The following is a 15,269-nucleotide window of genomic DNA, read 5'->3' on the forward strand; positions in this document are numbered from 1 at the left end:
CTCCTGGTTCGTAGTGAGCGATTCATCGCTCAAAGCAACGATAATTAGGACTAAAGTCCTCTCTACGAGACGCTATGCGTAGCTTGCTTCCCCAAAGGGGTACACTACAAACTTTAATTGATTTACGTCTAGCTACTTATAATTTAACAGTGAGCTTTGTTGATCGCTCTTCATTTTTATGCCCCAGGTATCGCTCCCCCAATCGTTCTATCCACACCTACCCCTCACCGCTCTTGCGCCTATGCAGGATGTGACCAACCTCTGGTTTATGAAGGTGATTGCCCACTACGGCAGCCCTGACTACTTTTTCACCGAATATTTCCGCGTTAATGATACCTCACGGCTCAATCGTAGCATTCTGGCAGCAATCACCGAAAACGACACGGGTCGCCCCGTTTTTGCGCAAATGATTGGTGAAAGCATTCCAGACTTAGTAAGAACAGCAAAGGAACTCTGCAACTACAATATCGCTGGAGTTGACTTGAACATGGGCTGTCCAGCACCTAGAATCTATCGCAAAAATGTTGGGGGTGGATTGCTGCTCTTGCCGGAAAAAGTGGATCGGATTTTGGGAGAACTGCGGCAGGCAGTCAACGATCGACCTTTAACCGTCAAGATGCGCGTAGGCTTTGAAAATACAGATAATTTTTACAAAATTCTAGATATCATCAATCGCCACAGCATTGATTTGCTGAGTTTGCATGGTCGCACGGTGAAAGATATGTACCACGGGGCAGTGAAATATGATTTAATCGCTGAAGCCGTTAGACGAGTTCATTGTCCAGTGCTTGCTAATGGCAATATCAACTCGGCAACAACTGCTGTTGAAGTGCTTTCTCAAACGGGCGCAGCGGGTGTGATGGTGGGACGCTGGGCGATCGGGAATCCTTGGCTTTTTAATCAAATTCGCCAAGCTTTGCGAAGAGAACCGATCGCACCCGTTCCTTTAGCGGAGGTACGCAACTATATCGATCGTTTATGGCAAACTCCCACAGCAGCAACTATGCCAGAGCGATCTCGCGTAGGCTACCTGAAAATGTTCCTCAACTACATTGCTCTGAGTGTTGACACTGAAGGTCATTTTTTACGGTTGATGCGACATACTTCTACTGAGGCAGAACTGTTTAACCTCTGCGATCGCGTTCTCCTGACTGATTTGACGAAAACTTTAGCTCTAGCACCCTCCTTGAGCGTGTAATATCGGGCGTTGTAGATTTAGCTGTGATTGTAGTAGTTCACAACCACTGGAATCCCTATTATCTAACTCGAAGGGGTCAATCACGCCTTGTGTCGCTCCAAGGCTTCGAGAACTCAAAGCCTTGGAGGAAATTGAGCAAGAATCTTGGTAATGTCTCTGTTTTTTTTCTAAAGTACTACTAGCTAGGCAGTTACAAAATTTCTGGCAATAGTAATGTAAAATAATTATCTGGATGATGTCTGGTTGAAATCTATAACCTAAACAAAATCTAAATTACTCAAGGCTGGGAGTTGGGAAACTCCGGTGAAATTCCGGGACTGTGCCGCAGCTGTGATGGGATGACCCAAGTCAGAATGCCAACTCTCAGGATGTTCTCAAGACACACTCACCGTCTACTCCCTGCGTTGCACGGGGAAGGAGTTCTAAATTTGGTTTCTGGATTTGCCACTTGTCCTGGCTTGTTTTATGCTACTCCCGCCGCAGATGGGATATTATCTCGCGTTAGAATACCAGGTGGAATTATTAGTAGTCAGCAGTGCCGTGCGATCGCAGATATAGCAGAACAGCACGGTGGCGGCTATCTAGATGTGACTAACCGAGCTAACCTGCAAGTTCGTGAAATCCGCACAGGGATAAATGCTGAGGTTCTGAAGTACCTACAAAATATGGGATTGGGTTCTGACAATACTGTTGTAGACCAAATCCGCAATATTATGACCAGTCCAACTGCTGGTATCGATCCCCAAGAATTAATCGACACTCGCCCCTTTGTCCAAGGTTGGGATGATTATATTGCTGCACATCCGGCGCTTTCGGGACTGTCAGCCAAATTTAGCGTTTGCTTTGATGGTGGTGGGATAATTCAGGTGTGCGATCGCTTGAATGATATCGCCTTTGTAGCTGTCTTACTTAACGATAATGTTTATTTTCGCCTCTATCTCAGTGTTGGCAAGAAGGGTCAACCGCCCACCGATACGGGAATTTTGTTACCACCAGAGGACTGTTTGCCCGTCTTAGCAGCTTTGACGGATGTCTATCTAGCTTATAGTCATACTACGAGTAAACGGCGGCTACGTTTGAGAGAGTTATTGAATACTTTGGGTTGTGAAAATTATCTCCAGGAAGTTGAGCAGCGTTTACCTTTTTCTCTTTTGTACAGTGAAATAAGAAAAGACCTAACCCCCCAACCCGCTTCCCTTGCAGGGAAGGGGGAGAAATTCTCCCCTCTCCTTGTAGGAGAGGGGTTGGGGGAGCGGTCAAATGCGAAATATCAGCATATTGGCATCCATCCCCAACGTCAGCAAGGCTTATTTTACATTGGTGTCGTCTTGCCCCTTGGCCGATTGGAGAGTAGACAGATGCGGGGTTTAGCAGATTTAGCAGCAAAATACGGTAGTGGAACTCTCAGGGTAACCCCTTGGCAAAATTTGCTCCTTACAGATATTCCTCAGCAATGGGTTGCTGATGTCCAAAGTGAAATTGCTTTATTAGAATTAGATTCTTCTGCAACCAATATCAGGGGTGGATTAGTTGCCTGTTCTGGAAAAAAGGGTTGCGCCGCTTCTGCCACAGACACTAAAAGTCATGCGTTGGCATTGGCAGAGTATCTTGAAACTCGTATTACTCTCGATTACTCAGTTAATATTCACTTCACTGGCTGCGAAAAATCTTGTGCCCAGCATAGCAACAGTGATATCACTCTCCTCGGCGTCAGCATTGAGGCTGAAAATACAACCGTGGAAGGCTATCACGTTTATGTTGGTGACAGCAATCAGAAATTCGGACGTGAACTATATCAATATGTAACTTTAGCCGAACTACCTGCATTAATAGAGCGGATGCTATATGTATATAAAATTCAACGCTTAAATTCTAATGAGTCCTTTGGAGAATTTGCTAATCGATATGCACTAGAACAATTACAGCAATTATTTAATATAATCCCTCAATCAATTGCGAACAACAAGATTGCCACCTTTTCAGAAAACTGGGCAATCTGAGCCTTTCGATTTTTATATGTCAATCCAAAATTTAAAATCTAAAATCCAAAATTGAATGTCCGACTATATCCGAGATGCCAACGAAATTTACCGTAATTCTTTTGCAATTATCCGGTCAGAAGCGAACTTAAATGTGTTGCCACCAGATGTAGCAAAAGTTGCTGTGCGTCTAATTCATGCCTGTGGGATGACGGATATTGTCACTGACTTGGGATATTCACCAACAGCAGTAAAATCCGCAAGGGCAGCACTGGCAGCAGGAGCGCCAATTCTGTGTGATTGCCGAATGGTTGCCGATGGCGTTACCAGGCGGCGGTTGTCTGCAAACAATCAAGTTATCTGTACCCTTAACGAACCAGAAGTGCCAGAACTTGCCCAGCGTATGGGTACTACAAGGTCGGCGGCAGCTCTAGAACTATGGCGATCGCACCTGGAAGGATCGGTAATTGCAATTGGCAATGCGCCCACAGCCCTATTCCGACTGTTAGAAATGCTCGATGAAGGAGCGCCCAAACCCGCGATTATCTTGGGCTTTCCAGTGGGGTTTGTCGGTGCAGCGGAATCGAAAGCCGCACTGACAGCAGATAGCAGGAATGTACCATTTTTAACCTTACACGGTCGGCGCGGTGGAAGTGCGATCGCGGCAGCAGCAGTTAACGCCCTGGCAACGGAGGAAGAATGAATATGCAACCCAAAGGTCGTCTCTATGGAATTGGTGTCGGCCCGGGCGATCCCGAATTATTGACTATGAAAGCGCTGCGGCTATTACGTGCGGCTCCTGTGGTAGCTTATCAATCAGCCACAGATAAAGAAAGTATCGCTAGAGCGATCGTGGCGCAGTATCTTCCTGGCAATCAAATCGAGGTGCTATTTCATCTCCCCCGCGCTTTGGAACCAGAAAAAGCAAAGTCTATTTATGACCAGGAAATTGAACCAATCGCCGACCATTTAGCAGCAGGTCGAGATGTTGTAGTGCTATGTGAGGGCGATCCATTTTTCTATGGTTCCTTCATGTACCTGTTCACGCGGTTATGTGACCAATACGAAACAGAAGTTGTCCCCGGAGTTTCCTCGCTAATGGCTTGTCCGGTAGCCTTGGGTGTACCTTTCACTTACTACACGGATATTCTCACAGTCTTACCCGCTCCATTGCCAGCAGAAGAACTGACTACACATTTGTTAATGACTGATGCAGCAGCAATTATGAAACTAGGTCGTCACTTTACCAAAGTACGAGATATCCTGCATAAATTAGGGTTAGCATCACGGGCAAGATATATTGAGCGGGCATCAACATCACAGCAACGCATTATACCCTTAGATGAAGTCGATCCAGATAAAGTACCCTATTTCTCAATGATTGTGATCCCAACTAAGAATCGACTATAAACCAAAAATCAATACAGTTGAGTTAAGCATTTCTTCGTTATCTTCTTTTTTTTAATTTTAGCGATCGGATTTGCTGGATTTGGATAAATTTATAATACGTACAAAACTGATAAATATAAGACGCGATGAATCGCGTCTCTACAAGGGGGATCAAAAAAACGGTCGCATTCCCATTCTGCAAACAATATTAATTGGCGTAAATGCCGAAAACCGCGTTCGCATAATGACCAACAAGTAGGCATCATTGCATCGTGAATGATGCCAATTGCTTTGCGATGATTTAGACTTTACCATAAATACTTCAAAAAAAATTGATGGCTTCTAATAGCACCTTCACTCCTGATACGATCGCTGCTGGCTTTCATGCCCTGTCTGACCCCCTACGGATTCAGGTATTAGAACTGCTACGCTCTCAAGAACTATGCGTCTGTGACCTGTGTGACCACCTGGGAACCACGCAATCTAAACTGTCTTTTCACCTCAAAACCCTGAAAGAAGCGGGTTTAGTTCGCGCTCGTCAAGAAGGGCGCTGGATTTACTACAGCCTCAATTTGCCCCAATTTGTTGCTCTAGAGCAGTATCTAGCAGAATTCCGCCGTTTTAGCCCCATATTACCTATTCGTCCCCCCTGCGAGCCTTAAATAAATATTCATCAATTTTTTTTGTAATATTTTGTTTAATTTTAGTTTTATCGGCATTTACAAATCAACTTTTTTTGAAATGATAGATATATACTCTTGATATAACTCACGAATTTTAGATTTTCAATTTTGGATGTTGGATTGAATAATCTGAAATTCCTGCTCAAAGCTCCTGCATTCATGTATGGGGTTAATTGTAATGAACAAAAAAACTTCAAAACGCCTCTCCTTTATTGACCGCTTCCTAACCTTGTGGATTTTTTTAGCAATGGCTATCGGTGTTGGTCTAGGCTATTTCTTTCCTGGAGTAGAAGCCTTTATCAACCAGTTCCAAGTGGGAGCAACCAATATACCGATCGCCATTGGGTTAATTCTGATGATGTATCCGCCTTTAGCCAAGGTGCGGTATGAAGAATTAGGGGATGTATTTCGCAACGGAAAAATTCTTGGTGTTTCACTAATTCAGAATTGGATCATTGGGCCAATTTTGATGTTTGCTCTGGCAGCTATCTTCTTACATAATTACCCAGAATACATGACGGGATTGATTTTGATTGGATTAGCCCGGTGTATTGCAATGGTAGTTGTGTGGAGTGACTTGGCACGAGGTAATACAGAGTACACGGCTGGATTGGTTGCCTTTAACAGTATCTTTCAAGTCATCTTTTATAGTCCTTATGCCTGGTTTTTTATTACTGTACTGCCGCCACTGTTTGGCTTACAAGGCAGTGTTGTTAATGTCAGCATTGCTGAGATTGCCAAAAGCGTGTTTATCTATCTCGGTATTCCCTTTTTAGCTGGATTTTTCACTCGTTACTTCTTAGTAAAAGTGAAAAGCAAGCAGTGGTATCACGAGGAATTTGTGCCTAAAATCAGCCCCATCACACTTATTGCTTTATTATTTACAATCGTCGTTATGTTCAGCTTGAAAGGGAATTTGATTGTTCAGATCCCCTTCGATGTGGTGAAGATTGCAATTCCGTTGATCGTCTACTTCATCATCATGTTTTTGATCAGCTTTTACATGGCTTGGCGCGTTAAAACAGACTATTCTAGAGCCGCAAGTGTAGCATTTACATCAGCAGGAAATAATTTTGAATTTGCGATCGCAGTGGCGATCGCAGTATTTGGCATTAATTCGGGTGTTGCTTTTGCCGCCGTCGTCGGGCCTCTGGTGGAAGTGCCTGTATTGATTGGTCTGGTTAATGTGGCTTTCTGGTTTGAAAAACGTTATTTTTCGCTATCTGAATCGAGAACCTTTTAAATTTAGTCAAATTATTCGGAGGATTTGAACCATGAAACGTGTGATGTTTGTCTGCAAAAAGAATTCTGCCCGTTCCCAAATGGCGGAAGGTTTTGCTAAAACTCTTGATAAGGGAAAGATTGCAGTGATTAGCTCTGGTTTAGAAGCAAGTCAGGTTAGACCAGAAGCGATCGCAACCATGAAAGAAATTGGTATCGACATTACCGATCAACACTCCAAACCCCTGAGTGATTTCCAAGCGAAAGACTTTGATGTAGTGATTTCTTTGTGTGGCTGTGGCATGAATTTACCGCCTGAGTGGGTTGTGCGGGAAGTATTTGAAGATTGGCAGTTAGACGATCCAGCAGAACAACCAGAAATTTTTCCGAGAGTCCGCGATGAAATCAAAGAACGGGTCACTCAATTAATTGAGTCTGTAAATCAAGAATTTACAACTGCTTGATAAATATTACTTGTAGCACTGGGATTACACTAAGACTCGAACCAATGTTCAACCAATTTCAGAGAACCTCTGGTGGGTGATTTTTGCGAGAGTTGGAAAAGAATAAGCAATTACCATGATGACATTTGACCATCCCCCCAGAATTTTATTTTTGTATGGCTCCTTGCGTGAGCGTTCTTATAGCCGCCTTTTGGCAGAAGAAGCCGCACGCATCATTGAAGAATTTGGGGCAGAGGTAAAGTTTTTCGATCCCCGTGAACTGCCGATTTACGGCAGCGTACTTGACACCCACCCAAAGGTGCAGGAGTTGCGCCAATTAAGCTTGTGGTCAGAAGGCCAAGTCTGGTCTAGCCCAGAGTTGCACGGTCAGATTTCTGGCATTATGAAAAATCAAATTGATTGGATTCCGCTTAGTATTGGAGCCGTTCGCCCGACTCAAGGGAGAACTTTGGCTGTGATGCAAGTGAGTGGAGGCTCTCAGTCTTTTAACGCTGTCAACACATTAAGAATTCTTGGACGCTGGATGCGGATGTTCACTATCCCCAATCAATCCTCAGTGGCTAAAGCATATCAGGAGTTTAACGAAGACGGGACTATGAACGATTCGCTCTACCGCGATCGCGTTGTCGATGTTATGGAAGAACTTTACAAATTTACCTTGCTATTGCGTGACAAAGTTGATTATCTCACAGACCGCTATAGCGAACGTAAGGAAAAAGCTGCCAAAGAGACAATCATGATAGCCTCTCAATCTCTTGAAATTAACTCTAAAACAAATTAACTATTGAGCATCCAAAAAAAGATAACCTCCTGGCAGATTGAACCAGGAGATTTAAAAAAATTGATTCATCTTTACAAGCGTTGTAGCAGACTCAAACCGTGGCTATCAGTACCACAGGTATTGAAAAGAAAGTATTCATCAGCCAACTTTTGCACTTGTTCTGATTCCAATACGCTGGGTTTCCAGGGGTTAGGGTTATTGTAGGCGTAGAAAGTTTCCACGCCATCGATCCCCTTTTGGGCCGCAGCTGGAATCAAGTCGAAATGCGATCGCTTGTAACGAGCTGGATGAGCCAGAACTGCCAATCCCCCAGCCTCATGAATAGCGGCAATCACGTTACTTGCCTGATATTCTTGCCCTGTAGTCGGCCTTCTTTGCAGATAGGGTTTCATACTAGGGTGTTCTATGGCAAAAGCGTAAGCCAAAATGTGAACTTCTATATTCAAAAGGTTGGCATTGATTTCCACGCCACTCCACAGGTGAGGAGTTGTTGCATGAGGATTATTCCACTTCCAATCTTCTAACCAAGCAAGGCCTGCTTGATAGCCGATAATACCATGATGATCGGTGATGGCTAACCCTTTTAGCCCAATAGCGATCGCCTGCTCCATCAATGCACTAGGCTGCAATCTACCATCCGAGTAGACAGTGTGCATGTGAAAGTTGAATAACCTTGGACAACTATGTGCATCAATGTTACGGAATACTTGCTTTAAAAGTTCTGCCGAAGTTGTAGTACGGGCCAAATTTACAGCCATAACCCCCTCTGAAGAAAAATATATATCCTTAACACACCAAAATGCTACATCTCTGGATGAGAAAGAACCAACACTAAAAATTAGTATCGGCTGCTACTTTCTCAGCTTTTTCAGCAAATTTTTCAATATGTTAAGACTACGTTAGCAAATCTTAATCTCAGTAGTCATGGGTAATTTGCACTACTTTTAAATCTAGTAGTAGTAAATATTACACCTAAATTTTCATAAATGCGCCTATAACAGCTGTGTTAAATGACTTATAAAATAAAGGTTTAGTAGAGTAATCATTTCTAATCAGCCTGAAATTTAAATTGTTTTGATGTGTAAAAAATATTATTTATCTCAGTAATTACAGCTTTTTTCTAATCAATAATGACTTTAGCGACCGCATAAGTGAGTCTAAAATAGCTTTGAGAAAACTGGCGATGTCTACGACAGGCTATGCCTACGCTTGGGCTGCATTATACCCCTCGCGCAATTCCAAAAGAATCTCCCTTCAAGGTGACTCCAAGGGGTTCTACCACTACCTCGCGGGAAAGGGACGCTTCAACTCTTCCGGCAATCACAGCCGAAAGTTGATGTTCTTTTGCAAGCATGACAATTCGCTCTGCATCCTGCTTTGACTCTGTATAGAATGCGAATCCTGCACCGTAATTGAACACTGAAAGCATCGTCTCGGCCCCGCCCTCAAGATGACTTTCAACAAATGTAAATATCTCAGGTACTGGGAGCATCGTTTCGATGACATACCGAAGCGGCTTCACCGACCGCATCAGCTTTTGCCAGCCATGACCAGTTATATTCTCCATCGCCGTGGGACGAATTCCTTCGCCAAGCACCGCCTGTACAAGCGGCGTGTAAAGATACGACGCAGCATTCATTGCTTCCCAAAACTCCTGCCCACTCGGAAGTTGTGTTCTATAGCCATCAGGAAGCGATTCGGCAAGCTTTCGCAGTGGGGTAAAGCCGTTCTCATGGGGGCCTGAACTTTCGACCAGAACAATGGTATTTCCGGCATCCAGACGCGAACTATCAATAGGAGCGACACCAGCCGGCATAACCCCAAAAACCGAGCCGGCGATGTCGAGCCGCCCTGGAATCATCTTGGTTTTTAGTTGAGGAGTTTCCCCTGAGAGATAGACACACCCGACTCGTTTGCACCCCTCAACTACTCCATCAAGAAACCCATCAAGGAAAGCGGGGGTAAAAATTGTTTCAGGAGTACTCGACGGCAGATAAAGACCGAGAAGTATAGTCTGCATACCTGAAGTTGCGGCATCGTTCGTCAGACACGAGATGATCTTAATACCAATATTCCACCAGAATCGTCTAAGTTCTTCTTCGGAAAGATCGTCAGGGCGGGTATCGTCTGCGGTGCCCAGTCCTTCGGGCACAAGTGTCATCGAAAGTTCTCTAGCCCCAGCCTCTAGAAACGGAGCGAGGTTGAAGCTGAAAGCGTTAGCACTTGCTCCAAGACCCGATGCGGGGACGATGCCATAAGCGCTTGCAAAGCCAAGTGTGCGTTTTGCGGCATCGATGAAGCGTCGTTTTGCAGCATCGAGAGTATCGTAATCGACTTGATCGAGAGCTTGAGCCATCAGGTTGCGTTTTAAGTTAGGAGTTAGGAGTTAGGAGTTAGGAGTTAAAAGTTAGGAAAACTCATAACTCATAACTCATAACTCCTCACTTTAAAATACCTCATCTTCAATACCACGCCACCATTCACCCAATTTCATCAAGTCTTGGTAAATATCTTCTAATTCTTTGGTGTAGACATCATTTGTCAGTGTGGCTCGACGCTCTTGCAATTTTTTGAGGCGAAGTTGTACCAATACCCAAGGTTTAGAGATACTATTTGTTGCTTCGATGTATTGCGCTAGTTCTTTGCTATCCATATATTTTATATTTTGATTTTCCACCATCCCCTCAATGCCTAACCAAAAACAGTCACGATACTAGTACAATGTCCAAGCTAGTTTTCAGGGTTTGTAGTAAGCACTTCAGTGCTTAGAAAATAAGGACTAAAGTCCTTACTACGAACTCATTTACCCATCAATTTAAACTTGACTGACTACTGTCGTGACTGCTGACAAGGGTGTTAACTGAATATTTCTACTTTAAATATCTGGCACAATCTACGTAGCCGCAAAGCAGCTGGCTAAAACACATTGCAGCCAGTTCAAAACTGCCAAGTAATTAAGCTTTAGCCAAGTTTTCAGCAGCAAAGTCCCAGTTGACCAAGTTTTCTAAGAAATTCTTGATGAACGCTGGACGGGCGTTTTTATAGTCAATGTAGTAGGCGTGTTCCCAAACATCCAAGGTTAGAAGTGCCTTCTTACCATGAGCTAGGGGATTTTCCGCATTTGGTGTTTTGATCACCTTTAGCGTACCACCATCATCGATCAGCCAAGACCACCCACTGCCGAATTGAGTTGCAGCCGCGTTAGAGAACTCTTCCTTGAATTTGTCAAAGCTACCAAAATCTTTATCGATTTTGGCTGCGAGTTCACCTGTGGGTGCGCCACCACCTTGTGGTTTCAAAGAATTCCAGAAGAAAGTGTGGTTCCAAACTTGGGCAGCGTTGTTGAAGATTCCCACCTTAGAGGAGTCTTGGAAGGAAATTTTGATCACTTCTTCGAGAGACTTATCAGCAAGTTCTGTACCTTCAGTGAGCTTGTTGAGGTTGTCTACATAAGCTTTGTGATGCTTGCCATAGTGATACTCGAAAGTTTCAGCTTTCATGCCAAAAGGCTCTAAAGCATCCTTTTCAAAGGGTAGTGGGGGCTGTACAAATACCATTGTGTCAAATCCTCTCTTTACCGGTTTCCAGTTTTAAGCTATTGCAGAAGTTTGAGAAATTAATAGCTTTTATTTTTAGTGGTTTTATGTCTTTAATCATGGAACATAAAACTTAACATCGTCATTCTACTACCAAAGTGAAGATAAAGTGAAGACGGAAACAAAGTACTTTGGTGATAAGTCAAATCGCTATCAATTTCTGACTATAAATAAAAATGACTAATGTTTTATAGGGAAAGGCCAATAACTAACTAGCATTTAGCAATTAAAGCTTTCATACTTCTATCTTTAGTAGGATTAATTACGATGTGAAAAATGAGTCGAAAGCGAGATGATTTAATATTTAAATAAAATTAATATAAATTAACACTTAGAAAGTGTTAATTTTCAACAGAAAATAGCCAATAGTCAAATTATCTATTTTATTTTGATAGCAGTTTTCATGTATTTGAACCACACTTGTTGTAGGTAGGGTAGCAAGACTTGCGCCCCTACCGCGTGGTCTACTTACCTGACAATAGCTGTAAATACAGTTTTGAGGATGGTATGAATAATCTTCACCCACCAGCCTGTGAAACTAAAAAACTAACAGCAAATAGCAGTAATTAAAACTGAGATAAACGCTGTTGGTAATAGTTAACAATTTGTGCCGTGACTTCAGACACGTCCAAACCATCAGTTTGTACTTCGATCGCATCTACTGCTTTTTGCAAAGGAGAAACTTTGCGTGTACTATCCTTCCAGTCACGTTCGGCAATGTCGTGTTCCAGCTGCTCTAGACTCACTTCAGGTTGACCTTGGGTGTTAAAGTCTTGCTGGCGGCGACGGGCGCGTTCACTTACAGAAGCGGTTAAGAAAATTTTCACTTCGGCATCAGGAAATACGTGAGTACCAATATCCCGACCTTCAGCAACTAAACCACCTTTTTTACCCCAACTTTGCTGTTGTTTAACCAGTGCTTGGCGGACAGCGCTTTGTGCCGCGATCGCAGATACTTGAGATGTTACCTCAATGGTGCGAATTACCTGGGTAACATCAGTACCGTCAATCCAAACCCGCACAGATGATTGTAAATCCTGGGTGGGAGTAAGTTCAATTTTACACAGGTTAGTTAATTCAGCGATCGCACACTCATCGTCAATAGCAATCCCCTTTTGTAGTACTAACCAAGTGACAGCACGGTACATCGCTCCTGTATCTAAATACACTAAATTCAGGTTTGCTGCCACTTGCCGCGCCACTGTGGATTTTCCAGCCCCGGCTGGGCCATCAATGGCGATAATGGGTTGACGATCGCGCAATATAATATTGTCAATCAAACGTGTAGCACCAAGACGAGCTGCGATCGCCAACATTCCTTCCTCCTCAACTTTTTCTAAAGACATCAACGTAGTCGGTTCAACCAATTCAATATATTCCACTGAGACCGTGCTGACCATTGCCACTTCTTGCTGTACCACTGCTATCAACTTGTTACTATTGCGATCACCTGCTTTGAATGCAGTTTCAGCTCGTCGCAAACCCCGATATAACACCGCTACTTGCTCTTTTGCCGTTGCAGTCAAATATTGATTGCGAGAACTGAAGGCCAGACCCGACGCTTCCCGTACTGTTGGACAAGCAACAATTTCTACTGGCAAATTTAAGTCAGCTACTAAGCGTTTAATAATTGCTAGTTGCTGACCATCCTTTTGACCAAAGTAGGCACGGTCAGGCTGTACCAAGTTGAAAAGTTTGGTAACAATCGTAGCGACACCCTGAAAGTGACCTTGCCGAGAACGACCACACAAGCCTGTCATCATAGCAGATGGGGGGATAACTTGTGTAACCTTTGATTCTTGTATACTCTTCTGAGGAACTGCCATTTCTTCCGGAGTCGGTGCAAAAATGGCATCTACCCCAGCTTGTTCGCAAAGTTGTTGGTCTTGCTCTAAAGTGCGGGGATAGCGTTGATAATCCTCATTAGGAGCAAATTGCAGGGGATTGACGAAAATACTCACAATCACCGTAGAATTTTCGTGCCGCGCCCGTTGGATTAAGCTTAAATGACCTTGATGCAAATTTCCCATCGTTGGCACCAGACCGACTGCCGTCTGATACCAGCCAGTCATTTCATCTAGTCTCAGATCCTCAGTAACTGCAATTAGCTTGTTTTCTGAGCAGCGTTTAGTTAAATAGCAGCGTAAAGCTGCGACTGTTGTCAGCAGGCGCACAAAAATACCCCTAGTTCTTATCGATCCCTCCCCCGTTAGTTTATATCTGAAATAGAGGGAAGAGTTGATTGAACTAGGGGAATTAAGTGATACGGAACTGAGATTGGGTTTAGGGGAAAGGTTATAGGTGACAGGTGATAGGGAATAATCTTTTCCCTGTAACCTGTAATCTGTAATCTACTCGATTATTTCCCCAAGACTTCAATATGTACTGGTGCAACACCACTGCCCATCATCCCCAAAATTCGAGCCGCGCCAGCAGACACGTCAATGATTCGACCTCGAATGTATGGGCCTCGGTCATTAATCCGCAACACTACAGAACGACCGTTGCGGGTGTTGGTTACACGCACTTGCGTACCAAAGGGTAAGCTGCGATGGGCGGCAGTCATTTCTTCTGGATTAAATCTCTGACCGCTAGCAGTGCGATTACCAGAACCGTCATAGCCGTAATAAGAAGCCATGCCTCTCAAGGTGGCTCGCACTACTCCGACGGCAATCTGTTGGGGTAGCTTTGGTATTGATATTTGTTGACGGACTGGTAAATTCGCAATCTCTTTTAGGGGAGATGCATTGCCTAGTAGTCTCCGCAAGCGATTGGTTGCTTGCAATGCATCTTGCGCTAGATCGTTGGTACTACCTGCTAATCGCGTACCTTCGCTGATTTCGACCAACTCTTCGCCATTAATTTTAATTACATAGCGATCGCCATTTTGTTGGACAGGGACGCTTTTGTTTTGCGCTTGATTGGCAGTAGATTTTTCCCCTGCTTTCCAACTAACGGTAATCTTACTCCCGTCCACGTTTTCCCGATTCAACTGGTTGATCTTAGCTGCGATTACACCAGCTATCTGAACCGGGTCATTGTCAGCGGAGCTAATCTGGTTACTCGCATCTGTTATGTTGCCAGTATTTAATGCATTTGATGAATTGCTAGCAATAAGGGCGTACCCTTGTACGCCCCCAGTATTGCCAATTGCACCAACTTTTTTAGTCTCAAGATTCGTATTTGATACAGAACTCAAAAAGGTGAGAACAGGTATATTTTTGATAAAAAGGGTTGCCGCCTTACGTCCTCTAATGTTGTGAGGATGAATTTCTGTAATCACAGCATCCAAGGTTTGTTTCCCTGCTCTGGATTGGTACTCTCCCACCTTAACCACGTCAGGGGCAGGTGATTTTTGGGATGCTAGCGCATTTCCCTTGGTGGTTTGAGTGCAACCGACTGAGGGTATTCCCAAAACAGTGAGAAACAGGGCAACAATAGTCCACAAATGTCTTTGATTCATGCGTCCGTTTTTGAAAGCGACTGTAGAACTTAAAGTTTTATAACTCGCGGGATTTACCACTAATGAAAGTGATTTCCCTTTTGAAAAACTCGAACTTGTTCCGTTTTCACTTTGTTCTTTATAACTGCAACAGACTAGCACGAACCTTTTGGCTTGGGGATCAGGGTTTTAGCGTAACTATCTGCCACTTTCTCAAATTTCAATTCCAATTTGAAGGGCGAAACCTTTCTCAAAAGCGGACTTTAGCTATGTAACGCTTTTTTCCTTAAGTCAAAAATTTCTTCAAAAAAATTTACGCTTATTTCACATTAAACTGGCGATACCCTATTTACATCAGTTCTAAAGGCTCGCTACTACCCGTGTATTCTATGTCACATCTTATAGGGCTATTCCCTATAAGAAATTAATATAACTTTAATTAAATAGCATCGGCATAAATGCTTAAAATCATTTATTTAATGAAATATTTAGATTTAACTATGAATAAGTGGTGAT

General features: G+C 43.5%; 14 protein-coding genes and 1 riboswitch. Of the genes, 8 read left to right on the plus strand and 6 right to left on the minus strand.

The features are described 5' to 3' along the window. The first annotated feature begins 178 nt into the window (after positions 1-178). From HWQ43_RS06810 to arsH, 8 genes are all read left to right on the plus strand, one after another. Complete coding sequence (locus HWQ43_RS06810; protein ID WP_094347465.1) at positions 179-1,198, plus strand: tRNA-dihydrouridine synthase family protein; 1,020 nt, start codon at positions 179-181, stop codon at positions 1,196-1,198. Positions 1,199-1,452: 254 nt separating this feature from the next. Further along, a riboswitch (cobalamin riboswitch) is annotated at positions 1,453-1,578 on the plus strand. Continuing rightward, a complete protein-coding gene (gene cobG / locus HWQ43_RS06815) occupies positions 1,552-3,198 on the plus strand; it encodes a precorrin-3B synthase (protein WP_292731741.1) in 1,647 nt (548 codons plus the stop codon). It overlaps the preceding riboswitch by 27 nt. 55 nt (positions 3,199-3,253) lie before the next feature. After that, positions 3,254-3,880 carry a precorrin-8X methylmutase gene (locus tag HWQ43_RS06820; protein ID WP_292731534.1) on the plus strand — a complete coding sequence of 209 codons (627 nt, stop codon included), beginning with the start codon at positions 3,254-3,256 and terminating at the stop codon, positions 3,878-3,880. 2 nt (positions 3,881-3,882) lie between these two features. After that, positions 3,883-4,587, plus strand: a complete 705-nt coding sequence (locus HWQ43_RS06825; protein WP_292731536.1) for a precorrin-2 C(20)-methyltransferase — start codon at positions 3,883-3,885, stop codon at positions 4,585-4,587. A 314-nt stretch (positions 4,588-4,901) separates the two neighbouring features. After that, positions 4,902-5,228, plus strand: a complete 327-nt coding sequence (locus HWQ43_RS06830) for a metalloregulator ArsR/SmtB family transcription factor (protein WP_292731538.1) — start codon at positions 4,902-4,904, stop codon at positions 5,226-5,228. A gap of 199 nt (positions 5,229-5,427) precedes the next feature. Then, positions 5,428-6,492, plus strand: coding sequence for an ACR3 family arsenite efflux transporter (gene arsB, locus HWQ43_RS06835; protein ID WP_292731540.1), 1,065 nt, complete (start codon positions 5,428-5,430; stop codon positions 6,490-6,492). A gap of 31 nt (positions 6,493-6,523) precedes the next feature. Beyond that, positions 6,524-6,934, plus strand: a complete 411-nt coding sequence (gene arsC / locus HWQ43_RS06840; RefSeq protein ID WP_292731542.1) for an arsenate reductase, glutathione/glutaredoxin type — start codon at positions 6,524-6,526, stop codon at positions 6,932-6,934. 115 nt (positions 6,935-7,049) lie between these two features. Then, positions 7,050-7,715 (plus strand): arsenical resistance protein ArsH, encoded by a 666-nt coding sequence (gene arsH / locus HWQ43_RS06845; RefSeq protein ID WP_292731544.1) that lies wholly within the window; start codon positions 7,050-7,052, stop codon positions 7,713-7,715. 71 nt (positions 7,716-7,786) lie between these two features. Here arsH and HWQ43_RS06850 read toward each other — a convergent pair whose 3' ends face one another. From HWQ43_RS06850 to HWQ43_RS06875, 6 genes are all read right to left on the minus strand, one after another. Next, the gene (locus HWQ43_RS06850) at positions 7,787-8,473 is read right to left on the minus strand and encodes a PHP domain-containing protein (RefSeq protein WP_292731546.1); all 687 of its coding nucleotides are present in this window, start codon (positions 8,471-8,473) and stop codon (positions 7,787-7,789) included. A gap of 461 nt (positions 8,474-8,934) precedes the next feature. Beyond that, positions 8,935-10,071, minus strand: a complete 1,137-nt coding sequence (locus tag HWQ43_RS06855) for an AIR synthase related protein (protein ID WP_292731548.1) — start codon at positions 10,069-10,071, stop codon at positions 8,935-8,937. 90 nt (positions 10,072-10,161) lie between these two features. Continuing rightward, positions 10,162-10,368 carry a hypothetical protein gene (locus HWQ43_RS06860; RefSeq protein ID WP_099099470.1) on the minus strand — a complete coding sequence of 69 codons (207 nt, stop codon included), beginning with the start codon at positions 10,366-10,368 and terminating at the stop codon, positions 10,162-10,164. 301 nt (positions 10,369-10,669) lie between these two features. After that, the gene (locus HWQ43_RS06865) at positions 10,670-11,272 is read right to left on the minus strand and encodes a superoxide dismutase (RefSeq protein WP_292731550.1); all 603 of its coding nucleotides are present in this window, start codon (positions 11,270-11,272) and stop codon (positions 10,670-10,672) included. A gap of 605 nt (positions 11,273-11,877) precedes the next feature. Next, positions 11,878-13,485 (minus strand): bifunctional pantoate--beta-alanine ligase/(d)CMP kinase, encoded by a 1,608-nt coding sequence (locus tag HWQ43_RS06870; RefSeq protein ID WP_292731552.1) that lies wholly within the window; start codon positions 13,483-13,485, stop codon positions 11,878-11,880. 185 nt (positions 13,486-13,670) lie between these two features. Further along, positions 13,671-14,774 carry a septal ring lytic transglycosylase RlpA family protein gene (locus HWQ43_RS06875; protein ID WP_292731554.1) on the minus strand — a complete coding sequence of 368 codons (1,104 nt, stop codon included), beginning with the start codon at positions 14,772-14,774 and terminating at the stop codon, positions 13,671-13,673. Positions 14,775-15,269: the final 495 nt, after the last annotated feature.

Source organism: Nostoc sp. JL31 (assembly GCF_017114965.1).
In the GTDB taxonomy this organism is placed as follows: Bacteria; Cyanobacteriota; Cyanobacteriia; order Cyanobacteriales; family Nostocaceae; genus Nostoc; species Nostoc punctiforme_A.